Consider the following 15,357-nt stretch of genomic DNA (forward strand, 5'->3'; position numbering starts at 1 on the left):
CGCTGTCCGGCGGCTCCCCGGCCCCCCAGCGGGAGCCGACGGATCAGGCGCTCCGCTCACCCCCCTTGCGGAGCGCCGCCCGGCCGGACACGGCAGCGGCCGTGTCCGGCTCCCCCACGGCCCCGGGGGCTCAGCCGGTCGCGAGCAGGACGGCCAGGACGACCGCTCCCGCGAGGCTCGGGGCGAGGATCTCGTACGCCCAGCGCACCAGCGGCTCGCCCTGCGCGGTCTCGGCGCCCTCGCGGCGCTCGGCGATCTCGCGCAGGTCGTCCATGGCCTGGTCGCCAGGGGTGCGCGTGCTCTCGTGCCCGGTGCCGGGGCGCGCCAGGCTCGCGGACGGGTCGTCCGACGCGACCTGCCGCGCATGCCGCTGCGCGGCCCTCTTGCGGCCGCGCAGGGAGACCGGGATGGCCCAGAGCTGGTACTTGGTGCCGTCCTGCGTGAAGACCTCGTTGGAGTACCCGGAGCGGAGCCCGGAGACCGCGCCCCACGGCAGGACGATGGTGCGGAAGGGGTTGCGGACGCGCAGCCGGTCCTCGCTCGCGTACACGGCGGGCCGCACGGTGAAGGCGACGACGAGCGGCACCGCGAGGAGCAGCCCGGCGAGGGCCACCCAGGGGGTGCGCCCCTCGCCCCGGATCAGCGCGTCGATGCCCAGCCAGGCGCCGATGGCGAGCAGCATGACGCCTCCGGCGATGGCCGCGTGGGACCGGTAGACGCGGTCCTTGTACGCGGGGGTGGGCTCCGCCGGGGTGGGCTGCGGGTCGCTCGTCATGGGGCTGATTCTGCCTGACGCGTTCCCGGCCGCCGCGCGCGGCGGGGGTATGGCGATTGGTCCAGACCTAGTACCGTCGAGGGTTGTCATGTACGCCTAACCATCGCCCGGCGACGCGGCGGCCCGGCCCCGCACGGCACCTCCCACACGAACCCCCCGTACGCACCCCGAGGAGTCACCCGCAACGACCCACCCCCGAGGAGAGCCATGACCCCCACCGGAAGAGGAACCAGAAGCACGCCCGGACTCTTACGCAGAGCGGCCGCGGCCCTGCGCGGCAGGACCGCCGTGCTGCTCGCCGCCCTGCTGCTCCCCGCCGCCCTGCTCACCGCCCTCTCCGCGGCCCCCGCCATCGCCGCGGGCGGCCTCACCGCGGCCTTCAGCACCGAGGGCAGCGGCGCGTCCTGGCAGGGCAAGTACGTCGTCCGCAACAGCGGCTCCACCGCGGCCACGAGCTGGACCCTGGAGTTCGACCTACCGCCGGGCGTCACCGTCAGCGGCCACACCCACGGCGAGGCGACCGTCTCGGGCAGCCACGTCACCGTGAAGAACGCGTACTACAACGGCCGCGTCCCGGCGGGCGGCTCCACCGAGCCGTACAGCTACCAGTTCACCGCGCGCGGACCGATCGGCACGCCCACGGGCTGCACGGTCAACGGCGACAAGTGCGACGGCACGCCGGACAAGCCCCCGACCGCGCCCGGCACCCCGACCGTCACCACCACCACCTCGCGCACCATCTCCCTGACCTGGCCCCCGGCCGGTGCGGGCGACTACCCGGTGACGACGTACGAGGTGCTCAGCGGCACCAGCGTGGTCGCGAGCTCGGCGACGAACAGCGCCACCGTCACCGATCTGACCCCCGCCACCCGCTACTCCTTCACCGTCCGCGCCAAGGACCGGCGCGGCAACACCAGCCCGGAGAGCCCGCCGGTCAGCGCGACCACCGTCGACCCGTCGACCGACCCGACCCCGCCGACCGCGCCCGGCAACCTGCGCACCACCGGCAAGACCCAGGTCTCGGCGTCCCTCGCCTGGGAGAAGTCCACGGACAACGTGGCCGTGGCCGCGTACGACGTCTACCGCGGCAAGGAGCTCGCGAAGACCGTCCCCGCCTCGGCGACCACCGCGACCGTCGAGGGCCTGACCCCCGCCACCGCCTACAGCTTCACCGTCAAGGCGCGTGACACCGCCGACAACGAGTCGGCCGCCTCGAACGCCGTGAACGTCACGACGGACGACGCGGCGGGCCCCGGCAACCACCTCACGGTCGGCTACTACGCCCAGTGGGGCATCTACGGCCGCCAGCACTTCGTGAAGAACCTGGACACCTCCGGCCAGGCGGCCAAGCTCGACGTCATCAACTACGCCTTCGAGAACGTCGACCCGGTCAACCACACCTGCCTGGCCGGCGTGGTCAAGGGCGTCTCCGGCAAGCCGCAGGACCCGGACGAGGGCACCGGCGCGGGCGACGCCGAGGCCGACTACGGCCGCGCCTTCTCCGCCGCGCAGTCGGTGGACGGGGTCGCGGACGACGGCTGGGGCAAGCTGCGCGGCAACTTCAACCAACTGAAGAAGCTCAAGGCCAAGTACCCGCACCTGAAGGTCGTCGTCTCGCTCGGCGGCTGGACGTTCTCGAAGTTCTTCTCGGACGCGGCGGCCACCCCCGCCTCGCGCGAGAAGTTCGTGAAGTCCTGCGTGGACGTGTGGATCAAGGGCAACCTGCCGGTCTACAACGGCGCGGGCGGCCCCGGCACCGGCGCGGGCATCTTCGACGGCATCGACATCGACTGGGAGTGGCCGGGCTCCGAGGGCCACCCCGGCAACCACTACGGCCCGGCGGACAAGGCCAACCTGACGGCGCTGCTCGCCGAGTTCCGCAAGCAGCTGGACGCCACCGGCGGCAGCCACAAGCTCCTGACCGCGTTCACCCCGGCCGACCCGGCGAAGATCGAGGCGGGCTGGGACATCAAGAAGATCTTCGAGTACCTGGACTTCGCCAACGTCCAGGGCTACGACTTCCACGGCTCGGGCAGCGACGACTCCTGGGAGCCCAAGCGCACCGGCCACCAGGCCAATCTGTACCGCGACGCCCAGGACCCCTACTCCTTCGACTTCAGCATGGAGAGGGCGATCAAGACCTATCTGGACGCCGGGGTGAACCCGCGCAAGCTCACCATCGGCTTCCCGTTCTACGGCCGCGGCTGGAAGGAGGTCGCCGACGGCGGCGTCAAGGGCGAGTGGCAGTCGGCCAACGGCGCGGCCCCCGGCCAGTTCCCGGAGGAGGCGGGCACCAGGGGCTACCAGAACCTGATCACCAGCGTCCCGAACATGACCGTGTACCACGACGAACAGTCCGTCTCCACCTACGGCTACACCGGCAACAACGGCCAGTGGTGGAGCTTCGACGACACCTGGTCGATCGGCAAGAAGACCGCCTGGGTCAAGTCGAAGGGCCTGCTCGGCGGCATGGTCTGGGAGATGTCGGGCGACACCCCGAACGGCACGCTCATGACGGCGCTGGACAACGGCCTGAAGTGAGCCGTCGGCACCACCTGATCCGACCCACACCCGATGAGTGATTGTAGTTCGTGCCGCGAACTAATATAGTTCGCGGCACGAACTACGAACACGCACTCAGGGTGGGGAAATGAACGAGAAGCACACGACCGTCGCGGTCATCGGCGGGGGATACGGCGGCGCCGCGGTGGCCAAGGCGCTCGACGAGCACCTGGACGTCGTCCTGATCGAGCCGAAGGACGCCTTCGTGCACGCGGCCGGATCGCTGCGCGCACTGGTCCGCCCGGAGTGGGCGGAGCACATCTTCTTCCCGTACGACGGCCTCCTCCGCCGCGGCCGGATCGTGCGGGAGTACGCCGCGTCGGTCGACCCGTCCGGCGTCACCCTGGCCTCCGGCGCCCGGGTCGAGGCCGACCACATCGTCCTCGCGTCCGGCTCGGGCTACCCGTACCCGGCCAAGACCGACACCGACGTCACCGCCGAGGCCCTGGACCGCCTGCGCGCCACGCACGACGAGCTCGCGGGCGCCGAGCGGGTGCTGCTCGTGGGCGCGGGGCCCGTGGGCCTCGAACTGTCCGGCGAGATCAAAGCGGTCTGGCCCGACAAGCAGGTGACGCTGGTCGACCCGGCCGACACCCTCCTGCCCGGCTTCGACCCGGCCCTGCGCGCGGACCTGCACCGCCAGCTGGAGGAACTGAAGGTCGAGGTGCGCCTGTCGACGAGGCTGACGCGGGAGCCGCCGACGGCCCCGGGCCGGGCCAGGGCCTTCACCGTCACGACGACCGACGGCGAGGACCTCACCGCCGACCTCTGGTTCCGCTGCTACGGAGTGCGGACCAACGGCGACTACCTGAGCGACGGCAGGCTCACCACCCGCACCCCGGAGGGCCGCGTCCGCGTCACCGAGCGGCTCACCGTCGCGGGCCACGACCACGTGTACGCGCTCGGCGACATCACGGACCTCGCCGAGGCCAAGATGGCCGGATACGCGATGCAGCACGCGGAGGTAGTGACCCAGAACATCCTCGCGCGGGCCCGCGGCGAGGAGCCCACCGCCACCTACCGCCCCTCCCCCGTCCCCGCCGTCCTGCTCCCGCTGGGCCCGACGGGCGGCGTCGGCCAGTTCCCGTCGGAGGACGGCCCCCAGGTGCTGACCCCGCAGGCAGTGGCCGAGTACAAGGGCGCGACCCTGTTCACGGAGCGCTTCGCGGAACTCTTCGGCACGGACCGCTAGTCCGCGAAGACCACCGGCACCTCGTTGTCGAGCACGAGCCGCCCGAGGAGCTGAACGAGCTGCTGCCGCTCGGCCTCGCTGAAGCCGAGCGGCAGCTCGTCCATGCGCCTGCACGTGGCCGCGTAGAACTCCTCCACCAGCGCGCCGCCCTCGTCGGTGAGCGCGACCCGAATGGCCCGGCCGTCCATCGGATCCGGCTCCCGGCGCACGAGCCCGCGCCGCGCCGTGCGGTCGACGAGCCCCGTCAGACTCGACTTGGCGAGCCCGAGCGCCGCCCCCAGCTCACTCATCCCGTACGGCTGCGCCATCAGCACGCACAGCAGCTGCCCCTGCTGAGCGGTGAGCCCGTACTCCCGACTGCACTCGGCGTACACGGCGTTCACCAGAAACGCGGACCGCACCAGAGCGGTAGCGACCCCCATGGGCCCATCAGCTTTCCCCATAGACCTCAGCGTACGATTCTCGGCCCCCGTCCAGCGCTGACGGGCGATGCGCGCAGAGCCGATGCCGATAGGCCCGGGGTCCCAGGGGCGGCAGCCCCTGGTTTCGGGAAGGGGCGGGCCTGGGGCGCCCCGCGAGGGCCCACCCCCACCGCACTCGCCCCCTGTACAGGCCGCTACGCGCGTAGATATGCTCCCCTCGTGACTATGCCGACGACGACATCACCCCCAGGGGCAGCCGGGGCGGCCGCGCCCACCGGCACCCCCTTCGCCGACGTCACGACGTCGGCCGCCACGCTGCACCGCTTCCTGCACGGCCTGCCCGGCGTGGACGCGGTCGGCCTCGAAGCCCGCGCCGCCGCCCTCGGGACGCGGTCGATCAAGACGACGGCCAAGGCGCACGCCATCGACCTGGCCATCTCCATGATCGACCTGACGACCCTGGAGGGCGCCGACACCGTCGGCAAGGTCCGCGCGCTCGGCGCCAAGGCCGTCCACCCGGACCCGACGGACCGCTCAACCCCGCGCACCGCCGCCGTCTGCGTCTACCCGGACATGGTGGCCACCGCGAAGGAGGCCGTCGCGGGCTCGGACGTGAAGGTCGCCTCGGTCGCGACCGCGTTCCCCGCGGGCCGCGCCGCCCTCGCGGTGAAGCTCGCGGACGTCCGCGACGCCGTCGCCGCGGGCGCCGACGAGATCGACATGGTCATCGACCGCGGCGCGTTCCTGTCCGGCGACTACCTGAAGGTGTACGAGGAGATCGTCGCCGTCAAGGAGGCCTGCGAGCACGCCCGCCTCAAGGTCATCTTCGAGACCGGCGAGCTGTCGACGTACGACAACATCCGCCGCGCGAGCTGGCTCGGCATGATCGCGGGCGCGGACTTCATCAAGACGTCGACCGGCAAGGTCGGGGTCAACGCGACGCCCGCGAACACCCTGCTGATGCTTCAGGCGGTCCGCGACTTCCGCGCGCAGACCGGCGTCCAGGTCGGCGTGAAGCCCGCGGGCGGCATCCGCACGACGAAGGACGCCCTCAAGTTCCTGGTCCTGGTGAACGAGACCGTCGGCGCGGACTGGCTGGACAACCACTGGTTCCGCTTCGGCGCCTCCAGCCTGCTCAACGACCTGCTGATGCAGCGCCAGAAGCTGGCCACCGGCCGCTACTCCGGCCCTGACTACGTGACGGTGGACTGATCGCCATGGCATCGATTTTCGAGTACGCACCGGCTCCCGAGTCCCGCTCGGTCGTCGACATCGCCCCCTCCTACGGCCTGTTCATCGACGGCGAGTTCACCGAGGCGGCCGACGGCAAGGTCTTCAAGACCCTCTCGCCGTCCTCCGAAGAGGTCCTGTCCGAGGTCGCGCGGGCGAGCACGGAGGACGTCGACCGCGCGGTCAGGGCCGCCCGCAAGGCGTTCGAGAAGTGGTCCGCGCTGCCCGGCGCCGAGCGCGCGAAGTACCTCTTCCGCATCGCCCGCATCATCCAGGAGCGCAGCCGCGAGCTCGCCGTCCTGGAGACCCTCGACAACGGCAAGCCGATCAAGGAGACCCGCGACGCGGACCTCCCGCTGGTCGCCGCGCACTTCTTCTACTACGCGGGCTGGGCCGACAAGCTCGACCACGCTGGCTACGGCGCCAGCCCCCGGCCGCTCGGCGTCGCGGGCCAGGTCATCCCCTGGAACTTCCCGCTCCTGATGCTGGCCTGGAAGATCGCCCCGGCGCTCGCGACCGGCAACACGGTGGTCCTCAAGCCCGCCGAGACGACCCCCCTGTCCGCCCTGTTCTTCGCGGACATCTGCCGCCAGGCGGGCCTGCCCAAGGGCGTCGTCAACATCCTTCCCGGGTACGGCGACGCGGGCGCGGCCCTCGTCGCGCACCCCGACGTGAACAAGGTCGCCTTCACCGGCTCCACGGCCGTCGGCAAGGAGATCGCCCGCACGGTCGCGGGCACGGACAAGAAGCTCACCCTCGAACTGGGCGGCAAGGGCGCGAACATCGTCTTCGACGACGCGCCCCTCGACCAGGCCGTCGAGGGCATCGTCACGGGCATCTTCTTCAACCAGGGCCAGGTCTGCTGCGCGGGCTCGCGCCTCCTGGTCCAGGAGTCGATCCAGGAGGAGCTCCTGGACGCCCTCAAGCGCAGGCTCTCGACGCTGCGCCTGGGCGACCCGCTCGACAAGAACACCGACATCGGCGCGATCAACTCCGCCGAGCAGCTGGCCCGCATCAGCGCGCTCGCCGACCAGGGCGAGGCGGAGGGCGCCGAGCGCTGGTCCCCGGCCTGCGAACTCCCCTCCTCGGGCTACTGGTTCGCCCCGACGCTGTTCACCGGCGTCACCCAGGCGCACACCATCGCCCGCGACGAGATCTTCGGCCCGGTCCTCTCGGTCCTCACCTTCCGCACCCCGGACGAGGCCGTCGCCAAGGCGAACAACACGCAGTACGGCCTGTCCGCGGGCATCTGGACGGAGAAGGGCTCGCGCATCCTCGCGGTCGCGAACAAGCTCCGCGCCGGGGTCGTCTGGGCCAACACGTTCAACAAGTTCGACCCGACCTCGCCCTTCGGCGGCTACAAGGAGTCGGGCTTCGGCCGCGAGGGCGGCCGCCACGGCCTGGAGGCTTACCTCGATGTCTGACGCGCGTCTCAGTGTCTTCAAGACCTACAAGCTGTACGTGGGCGGCAAGTTCCCGCGTTCCGAGAGCGGCCGGGTGTACGAGGTGACCGACGCAAAGGGCAAGTGGCTGGCCAACGCCCCGCAGTCCTCCCGCAAGGACGCGCGGGACGCCGTGGTGGCGGCCCGCAAGGCGTTCGGCGGCTGGTCGAACGCGACGGCGTATCTGCGCGGTCAGATCCTCTACCGCGTGGCCGAGATGCTGGAGGGCCGCCGCGAGCAGTTCGTGCGCGAGGTCGCCGACGCCGAGGGCCTGTCGAAGTCCAAGGCCGCCGCGGTGGTCGACGCGGCGATCGACCGCTGGGTCTGGTACGCGGGCTGGACCGACAAGATCGCCCAGCTCGCGGGCGGGGCGAACCCGGTCGCGGGCCCGTTCTTCAACCTCTCGACGCCCGAGCCGACGGGTGTCGTCGCGGTGGTCGCGCCCCAGGAGTCGTCCTTCCTGGGCCTGGTGTCCGTGCTCGCCCCGGTGATCGCCACGGGCAACACGGCGGTCGTCATCGCCTCCGAGAAGGCCCCGCTGCCCGCCCTGTCCCTGGGTGAGGTGCTCGCCACGTCCGACGTCCCCGGCGGTGTGGTCAACATCCTCTCCGGCCGGACGGCGGAGCTCGCGGCCCCGCTGGCCGCCCACCAGGACGTGAACGCCATCGACCTGACGGGCACCGCCGCGGACCTCGCGAAGGACCTGGAGGTCGCGGCGGCGGACAATCTGAAGCGCGTGCTGCGTCCACAGGCTGTGGACACGGACTTCACCGCGTCCCCGGGCACGGAGCGCCTCACCGCGTTCCTGGAGACGAAGACGGTCTGGCACCCCACGGGCTCGCTGGGCGCGTCCGGCTCCTCGTACTGACGCCCCCGCACCCCGCGAGCGCCGGACGGCCTGCCCCCGGGCCGTCCGGCGCTCGCCGTTGAGCGGGGGCCGTCACCCGGGCAGCAGCCCCGCCACCGTCCCCGTCACGGGCAGGTCGCCGAGCGCCCCGCCCTGCGTCAGCGGCCCCGTCGCCATCGCCGTGCTCACCGGCTGGAAGTCGGCGACCTGCGTACCCACCCCGTTGTCCAGCGGATCCACGCCCGTCCCGGCCAGCGGGTCGAGCTTCAGCCGCTTCGCGGGCCCGAGCGCGGGCCCCAGGGCCGCGGCGGCCGCCTGCACGTCCAGGTTCCCCAGGCCACCGGCCTGCGAGGTGACGGGCGGCGGCGCGTGCTCCGCGGCGCTCGCACCGGCCGCGCCGACACCGAGGGCGGCCCCCGCCGCGGACACGGTGAGACCCGCCCGCAGCAGCGCCCGCGCGGGAGCGGAGGACGACCTCGACGCGGCGCCCCGCGCCGCGGACCGAGCTGGGTTTCGCGCCATCTGGACCATGTGGACCACCTAACGAGCTCTCCGTGCGTAACCGTGCGCGCACACAGAGTAGTCACGCGAGCGCATTCCCACCAAAGCCCGCCCCGCCGGGGCGCCGCCAGGACGGGATGCCGCACACTGTTCTCTCGTGAGTTCCCATCCTCCGATACCCACGCGCGTCGTCCTGCTCACCGGGCCTTCAGGTTCCGGCAAGTCGTCGTTCGCCACCCGCAGCGGGCTGCCCGTGCTGTGCCTCGACGACTTCTACAAGGAGGGCACCGACCCTTCGCTGCCGCTGGTCGAGGGCAGCTCGGACATCGACTGGGACTCGCCCCGGTCCTGGGACGCGGACGTCGCGGTCGCCGCGATCGAGGAGCTGTGCCGCACGGGCCGCACCCGCGTACCGGTGTACGACATCGCGACGAGCGCGCGCGTTGGCGAGGAGGCGCTCGACATCGAGCGCACGCCCCTGTTCATCGCCGAGGGCATCTTCGCCGCGGACATCGTGGACCGCTGCCGGGAGCTCGGCGTCCTCGCGGACGCGATCTGTCTGCGCGGGCGGCCTTCGACGACGTTCCGGCGCCGGCTCCTGCGCGATCTGCGCGAGGGCCGCAAGTCCGTGCCGTTCCTGCTGCGCCGCGGCTGGCGCCTGATGCGCGCCGAACGCGCCATCGTGGCCCGCCAGACCGCCCTCGGCGCGCACGCGTGCGGCAAGGAGGAGGCCCTGGGCCGCGTCGCCGCCGCCGCGGCGGGGCGCTGCGTGAAGGCACGCGCGGGCGCCGCGTAACCCCGTCCACCGGCGCAAAAAGCGGGACCGGAAAGACCCCCCGGCCTTCCGGTCCCGCAGTGTTGCCCCCGGAGATCCCCCGATCCCCGTGGCCCCCGTGGTTCCCCTCCCTTTCCGCCGCTTCCCCCCTAGGAGCGACGGCCCCCGTGCTTTCCCCCGTGTTCCCCCCTCATCCTCAGGCGACCAACTCGCCGAAGGACTCCTCCTGGTCACGGCCGAAGCTGAGGACCTCGTCCTCGCGCATGCGGCGCAGGGAGCGCCAGATGCTGGACTTCACCGTGCCGACGCTGATGTCGAGGATGTCCGCGATCTCCGGGTCCGTACGGCCCTCGTAGTAGCGCAGGACCAGCATGGTGCGCTGGAGCTCGGGCAGCCGGGCGAGCGCCTGCCACAGGACGGCGCGCAGCTCGGTGCCGCGCATCGCGTCCGTGTCACCGACGGTCTCGGGCAGTTCCTCGGTCGGGTACTCGTTGAGCTTGCGGCGGCGCCAGGCGCTGATGTGCAGGTTCGTCATGGTGCGCCGCAGATAGCCGCCGACGGCGGCCTTGTCGCTGATCCTGTCCCAGGCGCGGTACGTCGAGAAGAGGGCGCTCTGCAGCAGGTCCTCGGCCTCGAAGCGGTCGCCGGTCAGGTGGTAGGCGGTGGCGTACAGGGAGGCGCGGCGCTCCTGGACGTAAGCGGTGAACTCCGCTTCCGAGCGGGACGCCTGCTCCCCCGATGCCTCCCTGTACGCGGCTCCCCCGTGAGCTCCCCCGTCACCGCCGCCCTTGAGCGCGTCAACCACCGTCATATAGGCCTGGCGGCCCTGCTTCGCAGCCGCGGTGTGCTGACGCCCGGTGCCGCGAGCGCACCCCCGCCCGCTCACGGCACCGGACTTCTCGTGCTTCTCAGAACTCCGCCCCAGGTCGTGCAGACGCGTGACAACTGCGCTCGAGCTGGTGCTGTGCAGCGTGTTCATCTCGCGCCCCCCGTCGTGGAGTCTGGGATTTCCGTGTGCCCAAAACTCTGCACGAGCGACTTCATGGCGGTGTCCGCCGACTGTCACAGGCCTGTCACAGGGGTCCACCGGCCCCTGTTCAAGATCAGCGGCGGCGTTCGCTCGTGTGGGTGCGGTGTGAGACGCCCGCCAACAGTCGAACTGCGCCCGCGCCATGGGACAGAATGACGTTCGTGCCTTCCCTGTTGCTGATCGAGGACGACGACGCCATCCGGACGGCCCTGGAGCTCTCACTGACGCGCCAGGGCCACCGGGTGGCCACTGCTGCCACCGGCGAGGACGGCCTGAAGCTCCTGAGCGAGCAGCGGCCGGACCTGATCGTGCTGGACGTGATGCTGCCCGGCATCGACGGATTCGAGGTGTGCCGCCGCATCCGGCGCACCGACCAGTTGCCGATCATCCTGCTGACCGCGCGCAGCGACGACATCGACGTGGTCGTGGGCCTCGAGTCGGGCGCCGACGACTACGTGGTCAAGCCCGTGCAGGGGCGCGTGCTCGACGCCCGGATCCGGGCGGTGCTCCGCCGCGGCGAGCGCGAGGCGAACGACGCGGCGACCTTCGGCTCCCTCGTGATCGACCGCGCGGCGATGACGGTGACGAAGAACGGCGAGGACCTGCAGCTCACGCCGACCGAGCTGCGCCTGCTCCTGGAGCTGAGCCGCCGCCCCGGCCAGGCCCTGTCCCGCCAGCAGCTCCTGCGCCTGGTGTGGGAGCACGACTACCTGGGCGACTCGCGGCTCGTGGACGCGTGTGTGCAGCGGCTGCGCGCCAAGGTCGAGGACGTGCCGTCCTCGCCGACGCTGATCCGTACGGTGCGTGGTGTGGGTTACCGGCTGGACACGCCTCAGTGACCCCACCGCACGACAAGCTCCGCGGGCTGCCCGCGGCCCGCAAGGCGATCTGGTCCGGTCTGCGCTTCACGAGTCTGCGCCTGCGGCTCGTCGTGGTCTTCGCCCTGGTGGCGCTCACGGCGGCGGTGTCCGCGTCCGGCATCGCGTACTGGCTGAACCGCGAGGCCGTCCTGACGCGGGCGCAGGACGCCGCGCTGAAGGACTTCCGGCAGCAGATGCAGACCCGCGCGGGCGCGCTGCCGCCGAACCCGACGCAGGACGCGTTGCAGGCCGCCGCCGGGCAGATGGCCAAGAGCAGCCAGCGCTACAGCGTGCTCCTGGTCGGCAAGAACGCGCGGGGCGAGATGGTCTACGGCTACTCCGACCTGGACGCGTTCACGCTCGCCAAGGTGCCGAAGGCGCTGCGTGACGCCGTCAAGAAGCAGCAGCTCGGCGACGGCGACAAGAGCCCGTACCACCTGTACTGGCAGCGCACCGTCGAGCACGGCACTCCGTACCTCGTCGGCGGCACGAAGATCGTCGGCGGCGGGCCGACGGGCTACATGCTCAAGTCGCTCGAACCGGAGGCCAAGGACCTCAGCTCGCTCGGCTGGTCCCTGGCGATCGCCACGGCGCTCGCGCTCGTCGGCTCCGCGCTGCTCGCGCAGGCGGCCGCGACGACCGTCCTGAAGCCGGTGCACCGCCTCGGCGTCGCCGCGCGCCGCCTCGGCGAGGGCAAGCTGGACACCCGCCTCAGGGTCTCGGGCACGGACGAACTCGCGGATCTGTCGCGTACGTTCAACCGGACGGCCGAGAACCTGGAGAAGAAGGTCGCGGACATGAGCGCCCGCGACGAGGCGAGCAGGCGCTTCGTGGCGGACATGTCGCACGAGCTGCGCACCCCGCTGACCGCGATCACGGCGGTGACGGAGGTCCTGGAGGAGGAGCTGGACGCCGAGACGGGCAGCGTCGATCCGATGATCGAGCCCGCGGTCCGGCTGGTGGTCAGCGAGACCCGGCGGCTGAACGACCTGGTGGAGAACCTGATGGAGGTGACCCGCTTCGACGCGGGCACCGCCCGTCTCGTCCTCGACGACGTCGACATCGCCGACCAGATCACGGCCTGCATCGACGCCCGCGCCTGGCTGGACGCCGTCGACCTGGACGCCGAGCGCGGCATCATGGCCCGCCTCGACCCGCGCCGCCTGGACGTGATCCTCGCGAACCTCATCGGCAACGCGCTCAAGCACGGCGGGTCCCCGGTGAAGGTGTCGGTGCGCCTGGACGGCGAGAGCCTGGTCATCTCCGTGAAGGACGGCGGCCCGGGCATCCCCGAGGACGTCCTGCCGCACGTGTTCGATCGCTTCTACAAGGCCAGCGCGTCCCGGCCGCGCTCGGAGGGCAGCGGCCTCGGCCTGTCCATCGCCCTGGAGAACGCGCACATCCACGGGGGCGAGATCACGGCCGCGAACGCGCCCGCCGGGGGTGCCGTGTTCACGCTGCGGCTGCCCCGCGACGCCTCGCCGCTGACGGCGGAGCCGGAGCCGGAGCGGGCGGCGCGCGAGGGGGCCGGGCAGGCCCCGGACCGTTCCGAGGAAGACGAGGAAGAGACATGACCAGGCGACGGCTGCGCGCCGCGCTCGCCACCGCCGCGCTCGCCACCGTGCTCTCCGGCTGCGGCATCCGCTCCACCGAGGTGCCCACCGACTTCGGCGCCGCGCCCTCGCGGGTGCCGTGCGGAGCGGCGGCCTCCGGCATCTCGGCGCGTGACCAGGCGACCGGCGTGCCCGTGCAGATCTTCCTGCTGTGCGCGGGCCGTCTCGTCGCCGTCGACCGTACGGTGCGCATCCCCACGGACCGGACGGGCACGGACCGCGCGCGCATCGCGCAGGCCCTCCTGAACGAGCTGTCCACGCCGCCGTCGGAGGACGAGCGGCAGGCCGGGTACGCGACGGAGCTGCGCCGCGGCATCACGGTCGCCGGACCGCGCCCCGCCGACCCGAACGAGGCCCTGCGGCTCAGCAGGCAGCCCCAGGAACTGCCGACGGCCGCGCTCGCGCAGCTGGTGTGCACCTACGTGGACAGTGCCGCCTCCGACGGCGGCTCGGTCATCCTGGGCGGCCCGGCGGGCACCCGGCTGCGGCGCTACGAATGCACGCCGGAGTCCCGGGACCGGCCCGGCACGGTGCCGCCGCCGTCGCGGCCCCTGGAGTCCTGAGGGGCCGGGCCGCGGCGGCCCGACGTCCCGTTCGCCCGGCCTTTATTACTCGCGCGGAACCGATCCCGCCGCCCGGCGCGTCTTGGGGAGCGTGCGTCAAGGCTCGGGCGGGCGCGGTGCCGCCATTCGCTTGCGCGCGGCGGGAGGGGTCCTCCTCGTCGCGCACCTCCTGGTCGTCGCGTGGATCACGCTGCGGCCGCTGGACGTGCCCTGGGTGAGCGCGGCGAACCTGGAGCCGCTGGCCGGCATCAAGGCGGACCTGGAGCGCGGCCCCGAGCAGGCGATCCGGCAGATCGGCGGCGCGCTGCTGCTGCTCGCCCCGCTGGGGGTGCTGCTGCCGCTGGTGGGCGGCCGCCTGGACGTGTCGCCGCTGGCCTCCCTCGCCCGGACGGTCGCGGCGGGCGCGCTGCTCTCCCTCGGCATCGAACTGCTCCAGACCGGGGTGCCGGGGCAGGTCGTGGACGTGGACTCGCTCCTTCTGAACACCGTGGGCGTGGCGCTCGCCCATCTCGCCGTGGTGCCCGCGGCCCGGGCCCGGCTGCGCCGCCGCGGCGCACGCCCCCGGGCGCGCCGGGCGCGGGAGGAGGCCCCTCAGGGGGCGACCCCGAAGATTCCCAGGGTCGGGATCGCTCCGTAGCCCGATGCCTCCTCCCCCGGGTGCTCCTACCGTGGAGTCATCGGGGCCTCGCAGAGCCGGGGCCCGACCGACGACCCGACCACGGTCCTTGAAGGAGCCACCATGACCGCCCTTGTCCGCCCTTCCGAAGGCCGCATGATCGGCGGAGTGTGCGCTGCCCTCGCCCGCCGCTTCGGCACCTCGGCGACCACGATGCGTGTGATCTTCGTGCTGTCCTGTCTGCTGCCCGGCCCCCAGTTCCTGCTCTACATCGCGCTGTGGATCCTCCTGCCGAAGGAGGGCGGCAAGCCCAAGACCGCCTGGTGATCCCCGTGGGCGTACGACGACGGGGCGCACCCCGAGGGTGCGCCCCGTCAGTCGTGTACGGCGGCCGTCAGAGCGGCAGGCCCAGGCCCTGCGTCGGCAGCCCCTGGGTCTTCATCTCGCCGGTGGGCAGCCCGCCGAGGAGCTGGCCCACGGGGTCGCCGGGCTTCGGCGCGGCGGCCCGGCCGCCGTCCTCGCCCTGGTCGTCGGCCGACTCGGTGGCGGCGCTCGCGGCGCTCTCCAGGGTCTGCGTGGACAGGGCGGGGAGGAAGTGCTCGACGGCGGGCTCGGTGGCGGCGAGGCCGCTCGCGAGAGCGCTCTGCCCGGCGGCGAGGGACTCGGGCGCACCGGCGGGCAGGGTGCTCGCGGCCTGGTCGAGCGGCAGCGTCGAGGTGACGGTCTCCAGGGCGGTGGAGGGGTCGGGGACGGTGGCCGGGGCCGCGTTCGCGGCGCCCGCGCCGACGGCGGCGAAGGCGGCACCGAGCGCGGCGACACCGAGGGTCTTGACGGCAGACTGCTTCATCGTGAATGCGTCCTTGCTACGGGGGCGTTGAGCGGTGCCCGACGTTAAACACCCTCAAGCTGGGGCCGCAAACAGCCGAAAG

At 72.4% G+C, this 15,357-nt stretch carries 16 protein-coding genes; 11 read left to right on the forward strand and 5 right to left on the reverse strand.

The window, feature by feature from the left end:
- Positions 1-130: 130 nt before the first annotated feature.
- On the reverse strand, positions 131-775 hold the full coding sequence (locus tag ACIG3E_RS01445) for a PH domain-containing protein (RefSeq protein WP_399609839.1): 645 nt from the start codon (positions 773-775) through the stop codon (positions 131-133).
- A 207-nt stretch (positions 776-982) separates the two neighbouring features.
- Here ACIG3E_RS01445 and ACIG3E_RS01450 point away from each other — a divergent pair, with 207 nt between their 5' ends.
- Entirely contained in the window at positions 983-3,316 is a 2,334-nt protein-coding gene (locus tag ACIG3E_RS01450) for a glycosyl hydrolase family 18 protein (RefSeq protein ID WP_399609841.1), read from the forward strand.
- 109 nt (positions 3,317-3,425) lie between these two features.
- On the forward strand, positions 3,426-4,529 hold the full coding sequence (locus ACIG3E_RS01455) for an NAD(P)/FAD-dependent oxidoreductase (protein WP_399609843.1): 1,104 nt from the start codon (positions 3,426-3,428) through the stop codon (positions 4,527-4,529).
- Here the strand turns inward: ACIG3E_RS01455 and ACIG3E_RS01460 are convergent.
- Positions 4,526-4,972, reverse strand: a complete 447-nt coding sequence (locus ACIG3E_RS01460; RefSeq protein WP_399609845.1) for a MarR family winged helix-turn-helix transcriptional regulator — start codon at positions 4,970-4,972, stop codon at positions 4,526-4,528. The genes ACIG3E_RS01455 and ACIG3E_RS01460 overlap by 4 nt on opposite strands.
- Before the next feature lie 198 nt (positions 4,973-5,170).
- Here ACIG3E_RS01460 and deoC point away from each other — a divergent pair, with 198 nt between their 5' ends.
- Genes deoC through ACIG3E_RS01475 form a run of 3 tightly spaced genes read left to right on the forward strand, consistent with a single transcriptional unit; the run spans position 5,171 to position 8,491 of the window.
- Positions 5,171-6,163, forward strand: a complete 993-nt coding sequence (gene deoC, locus ACIG3E_RS01465) for a deoxyribose-phosphate aldolase (protein ID WP_399609847.1) — start codon at positions 5,171-5,173, stop codon at positions 6,161-6,163.
- Between the two features lie 5 nt (positions 6,164-6,168).
- Complete coding sequence (locus ACIG3E_RS01470; protein WP_399609849.1) at positions 6,169-7,605, forward strand: aldehyde dehydrogenase family protein; 1,437 nt, start codon at positions 6,169-6,171, stop codon at positions 7,603-7,605.
- The gene (locus ACIG3E_RS01475; RefSeq protein ID WP_399609851.1) at positions 7,598-8,491 is read left to right on the forward strand and encodes an aldehyde dehydrogenase family protein; all 894 of its coding nucleotides are present in this window, start codon (positions 7,598-7,600) and stop codon (positions 8,489-8,491) included. Before ACIG3E_RS01470 ends, ACIG3E_RS01475 begins: the two co-directional genes overlap by 8 nt.
- Positions 8,492-8,563: 72 nt before the next feature.
- On the opposite strand, the gene ACIG3E_RS01480 is transcribed toward ACIG3E_RS01475, so the two are convergent.
- Entirely contained in the window at positions 8,564-8,992 is a 429-nt protein-coding gene (locus ACIG3E_RS01480; RefSeq protein ID WP_399609853.1) for a hypothetical protein, read from the reverse strand.
- A gap of 136 nt (positions 8,993-9,128) precedes the next feature.
- Here ACIG3E_RS01480 and ACIG3E_RS01485 point away from each other — a divergent pair, with 136 nt between their 5' ends.
- Positions 9,129-9,767, forward strand: a complete 639-nt coding sequence (locus ACIG3E_RS01485; RefSeq protein ID WP_399609855.1) for a uridine kinase — start codon at positions 9,129-9,131, stop codon at positions 9,765-9,767.
- Positions 9,768-9,942: 175 nt separating this feature from the next.
- On the opposite strand, the gene ACIG3E_RS01490 is transcribed toward ACIG3E_RS01485, so the two are convergent.
- Positions 9,943-10,725, reverse strand: a complete 783-nt coding sequence (locus ACIG3E_RS01490; RefSeq protein WP_138961483.1) for a SigE family RNA polymerase sigma factor — start codon at positions 10,723-10,725, stop codon at positions 9,943-9,945.
- A 212-nt stretch (positions 10,726-10,937) separates the two neighbouring features.
- Here ACIG3E_RS01490 and afsQ1 point away from each other — a divergent pair, with 212 nt between their 5' ends.
- From afsQ1 to ACIG3E_RS01515, 5 genes are all read left to right on the forward strand, one after another.
- A complete protein-coding gene (gene afsQ1, locus ACIG3E_RS01495) occupies positions 10,938-11,615 on the forward strand; it encodes a two-component system response regulator AfsQ1 (RefSeq protein WP_030562528.1) in 678 nt (225 codons plus the stop codon).
- The gene (locus tag ACIG3E_RS01500) at positions 11,612-13,210 is read left to right on the forward strand and encodes an ATP-binding protein (RefSeq protein WP_399609858.1); all 1,599 of its coding nucleotides are present in this window, start codon (positions 11,612-11,614) and stop codon (positions 13,208-13,210) included. The genes afsQ1 and ACIG3E_RS01500 overlap by 4 nt, the downstream gene beginning before the upstream one ends.
- A complete protein-coding gene (locus ACIG3E_RS01505) occupies positions 13,207-13,812 on the forward strand; it encodes a hypothetical protein (RefSeq protein ID WP_399609860.1) in 606 nt (201 codons plus the stop codon). Before ACIG3E_RS01500 ends, ACIG3E_RS01505 begins: the two co-directional genes overlap by 4 nt.
- 130 nt (positions 13,813-13,942) lie before the next feature.
- Entirely contained in the window at positions 13,943-14,449 is a 507-nt protein-coding gene (locus ACIG3E_RS01510) for a VanZ family protein (RefSeq protein WP_399609862.1), read from the forward strand.
- A 102-nt stretch (positions 14,450-14,551) separates the two neighbouring features.
- A complete protein-coding gene (locus ACIG3E_RS01515; protein ID WP_399609864.1) occupies positions 14,552-14,755 on the forward strand; it encodes a PspC domain-containing protein in 204 nt (67 codons plus the stop codon).
- A 67-nt stretch (positions 14,756-14,822) separates the two neighbouring features.
- Here ACIG3E_RS01515 and ACIG3E_RS01520 read toward each other — a convergent pair whose 3' ends face one another.
- A complete protein-coding gene (locus tag ACIG3E_RS01520; protein ID WP_399609866.1) occupies positions 14,823-15,275 on the reverse strand; it encodes an ATP-binding protein in 453 nt (150 codons plus the stop codon).
- Positions 15,276-15,357 lie beyond the last annotated feature (82 nt).

The sequence above is a fragment of the Streptomyces sp. NPDC053474 genome, assembly GCF_044544845.1.
Classification (GTDB): domain Bacteria; phylum Actinomycetota; class Actinomycetes; order Streptomycetales; family Streptomycetaceae; genus Streptomyces.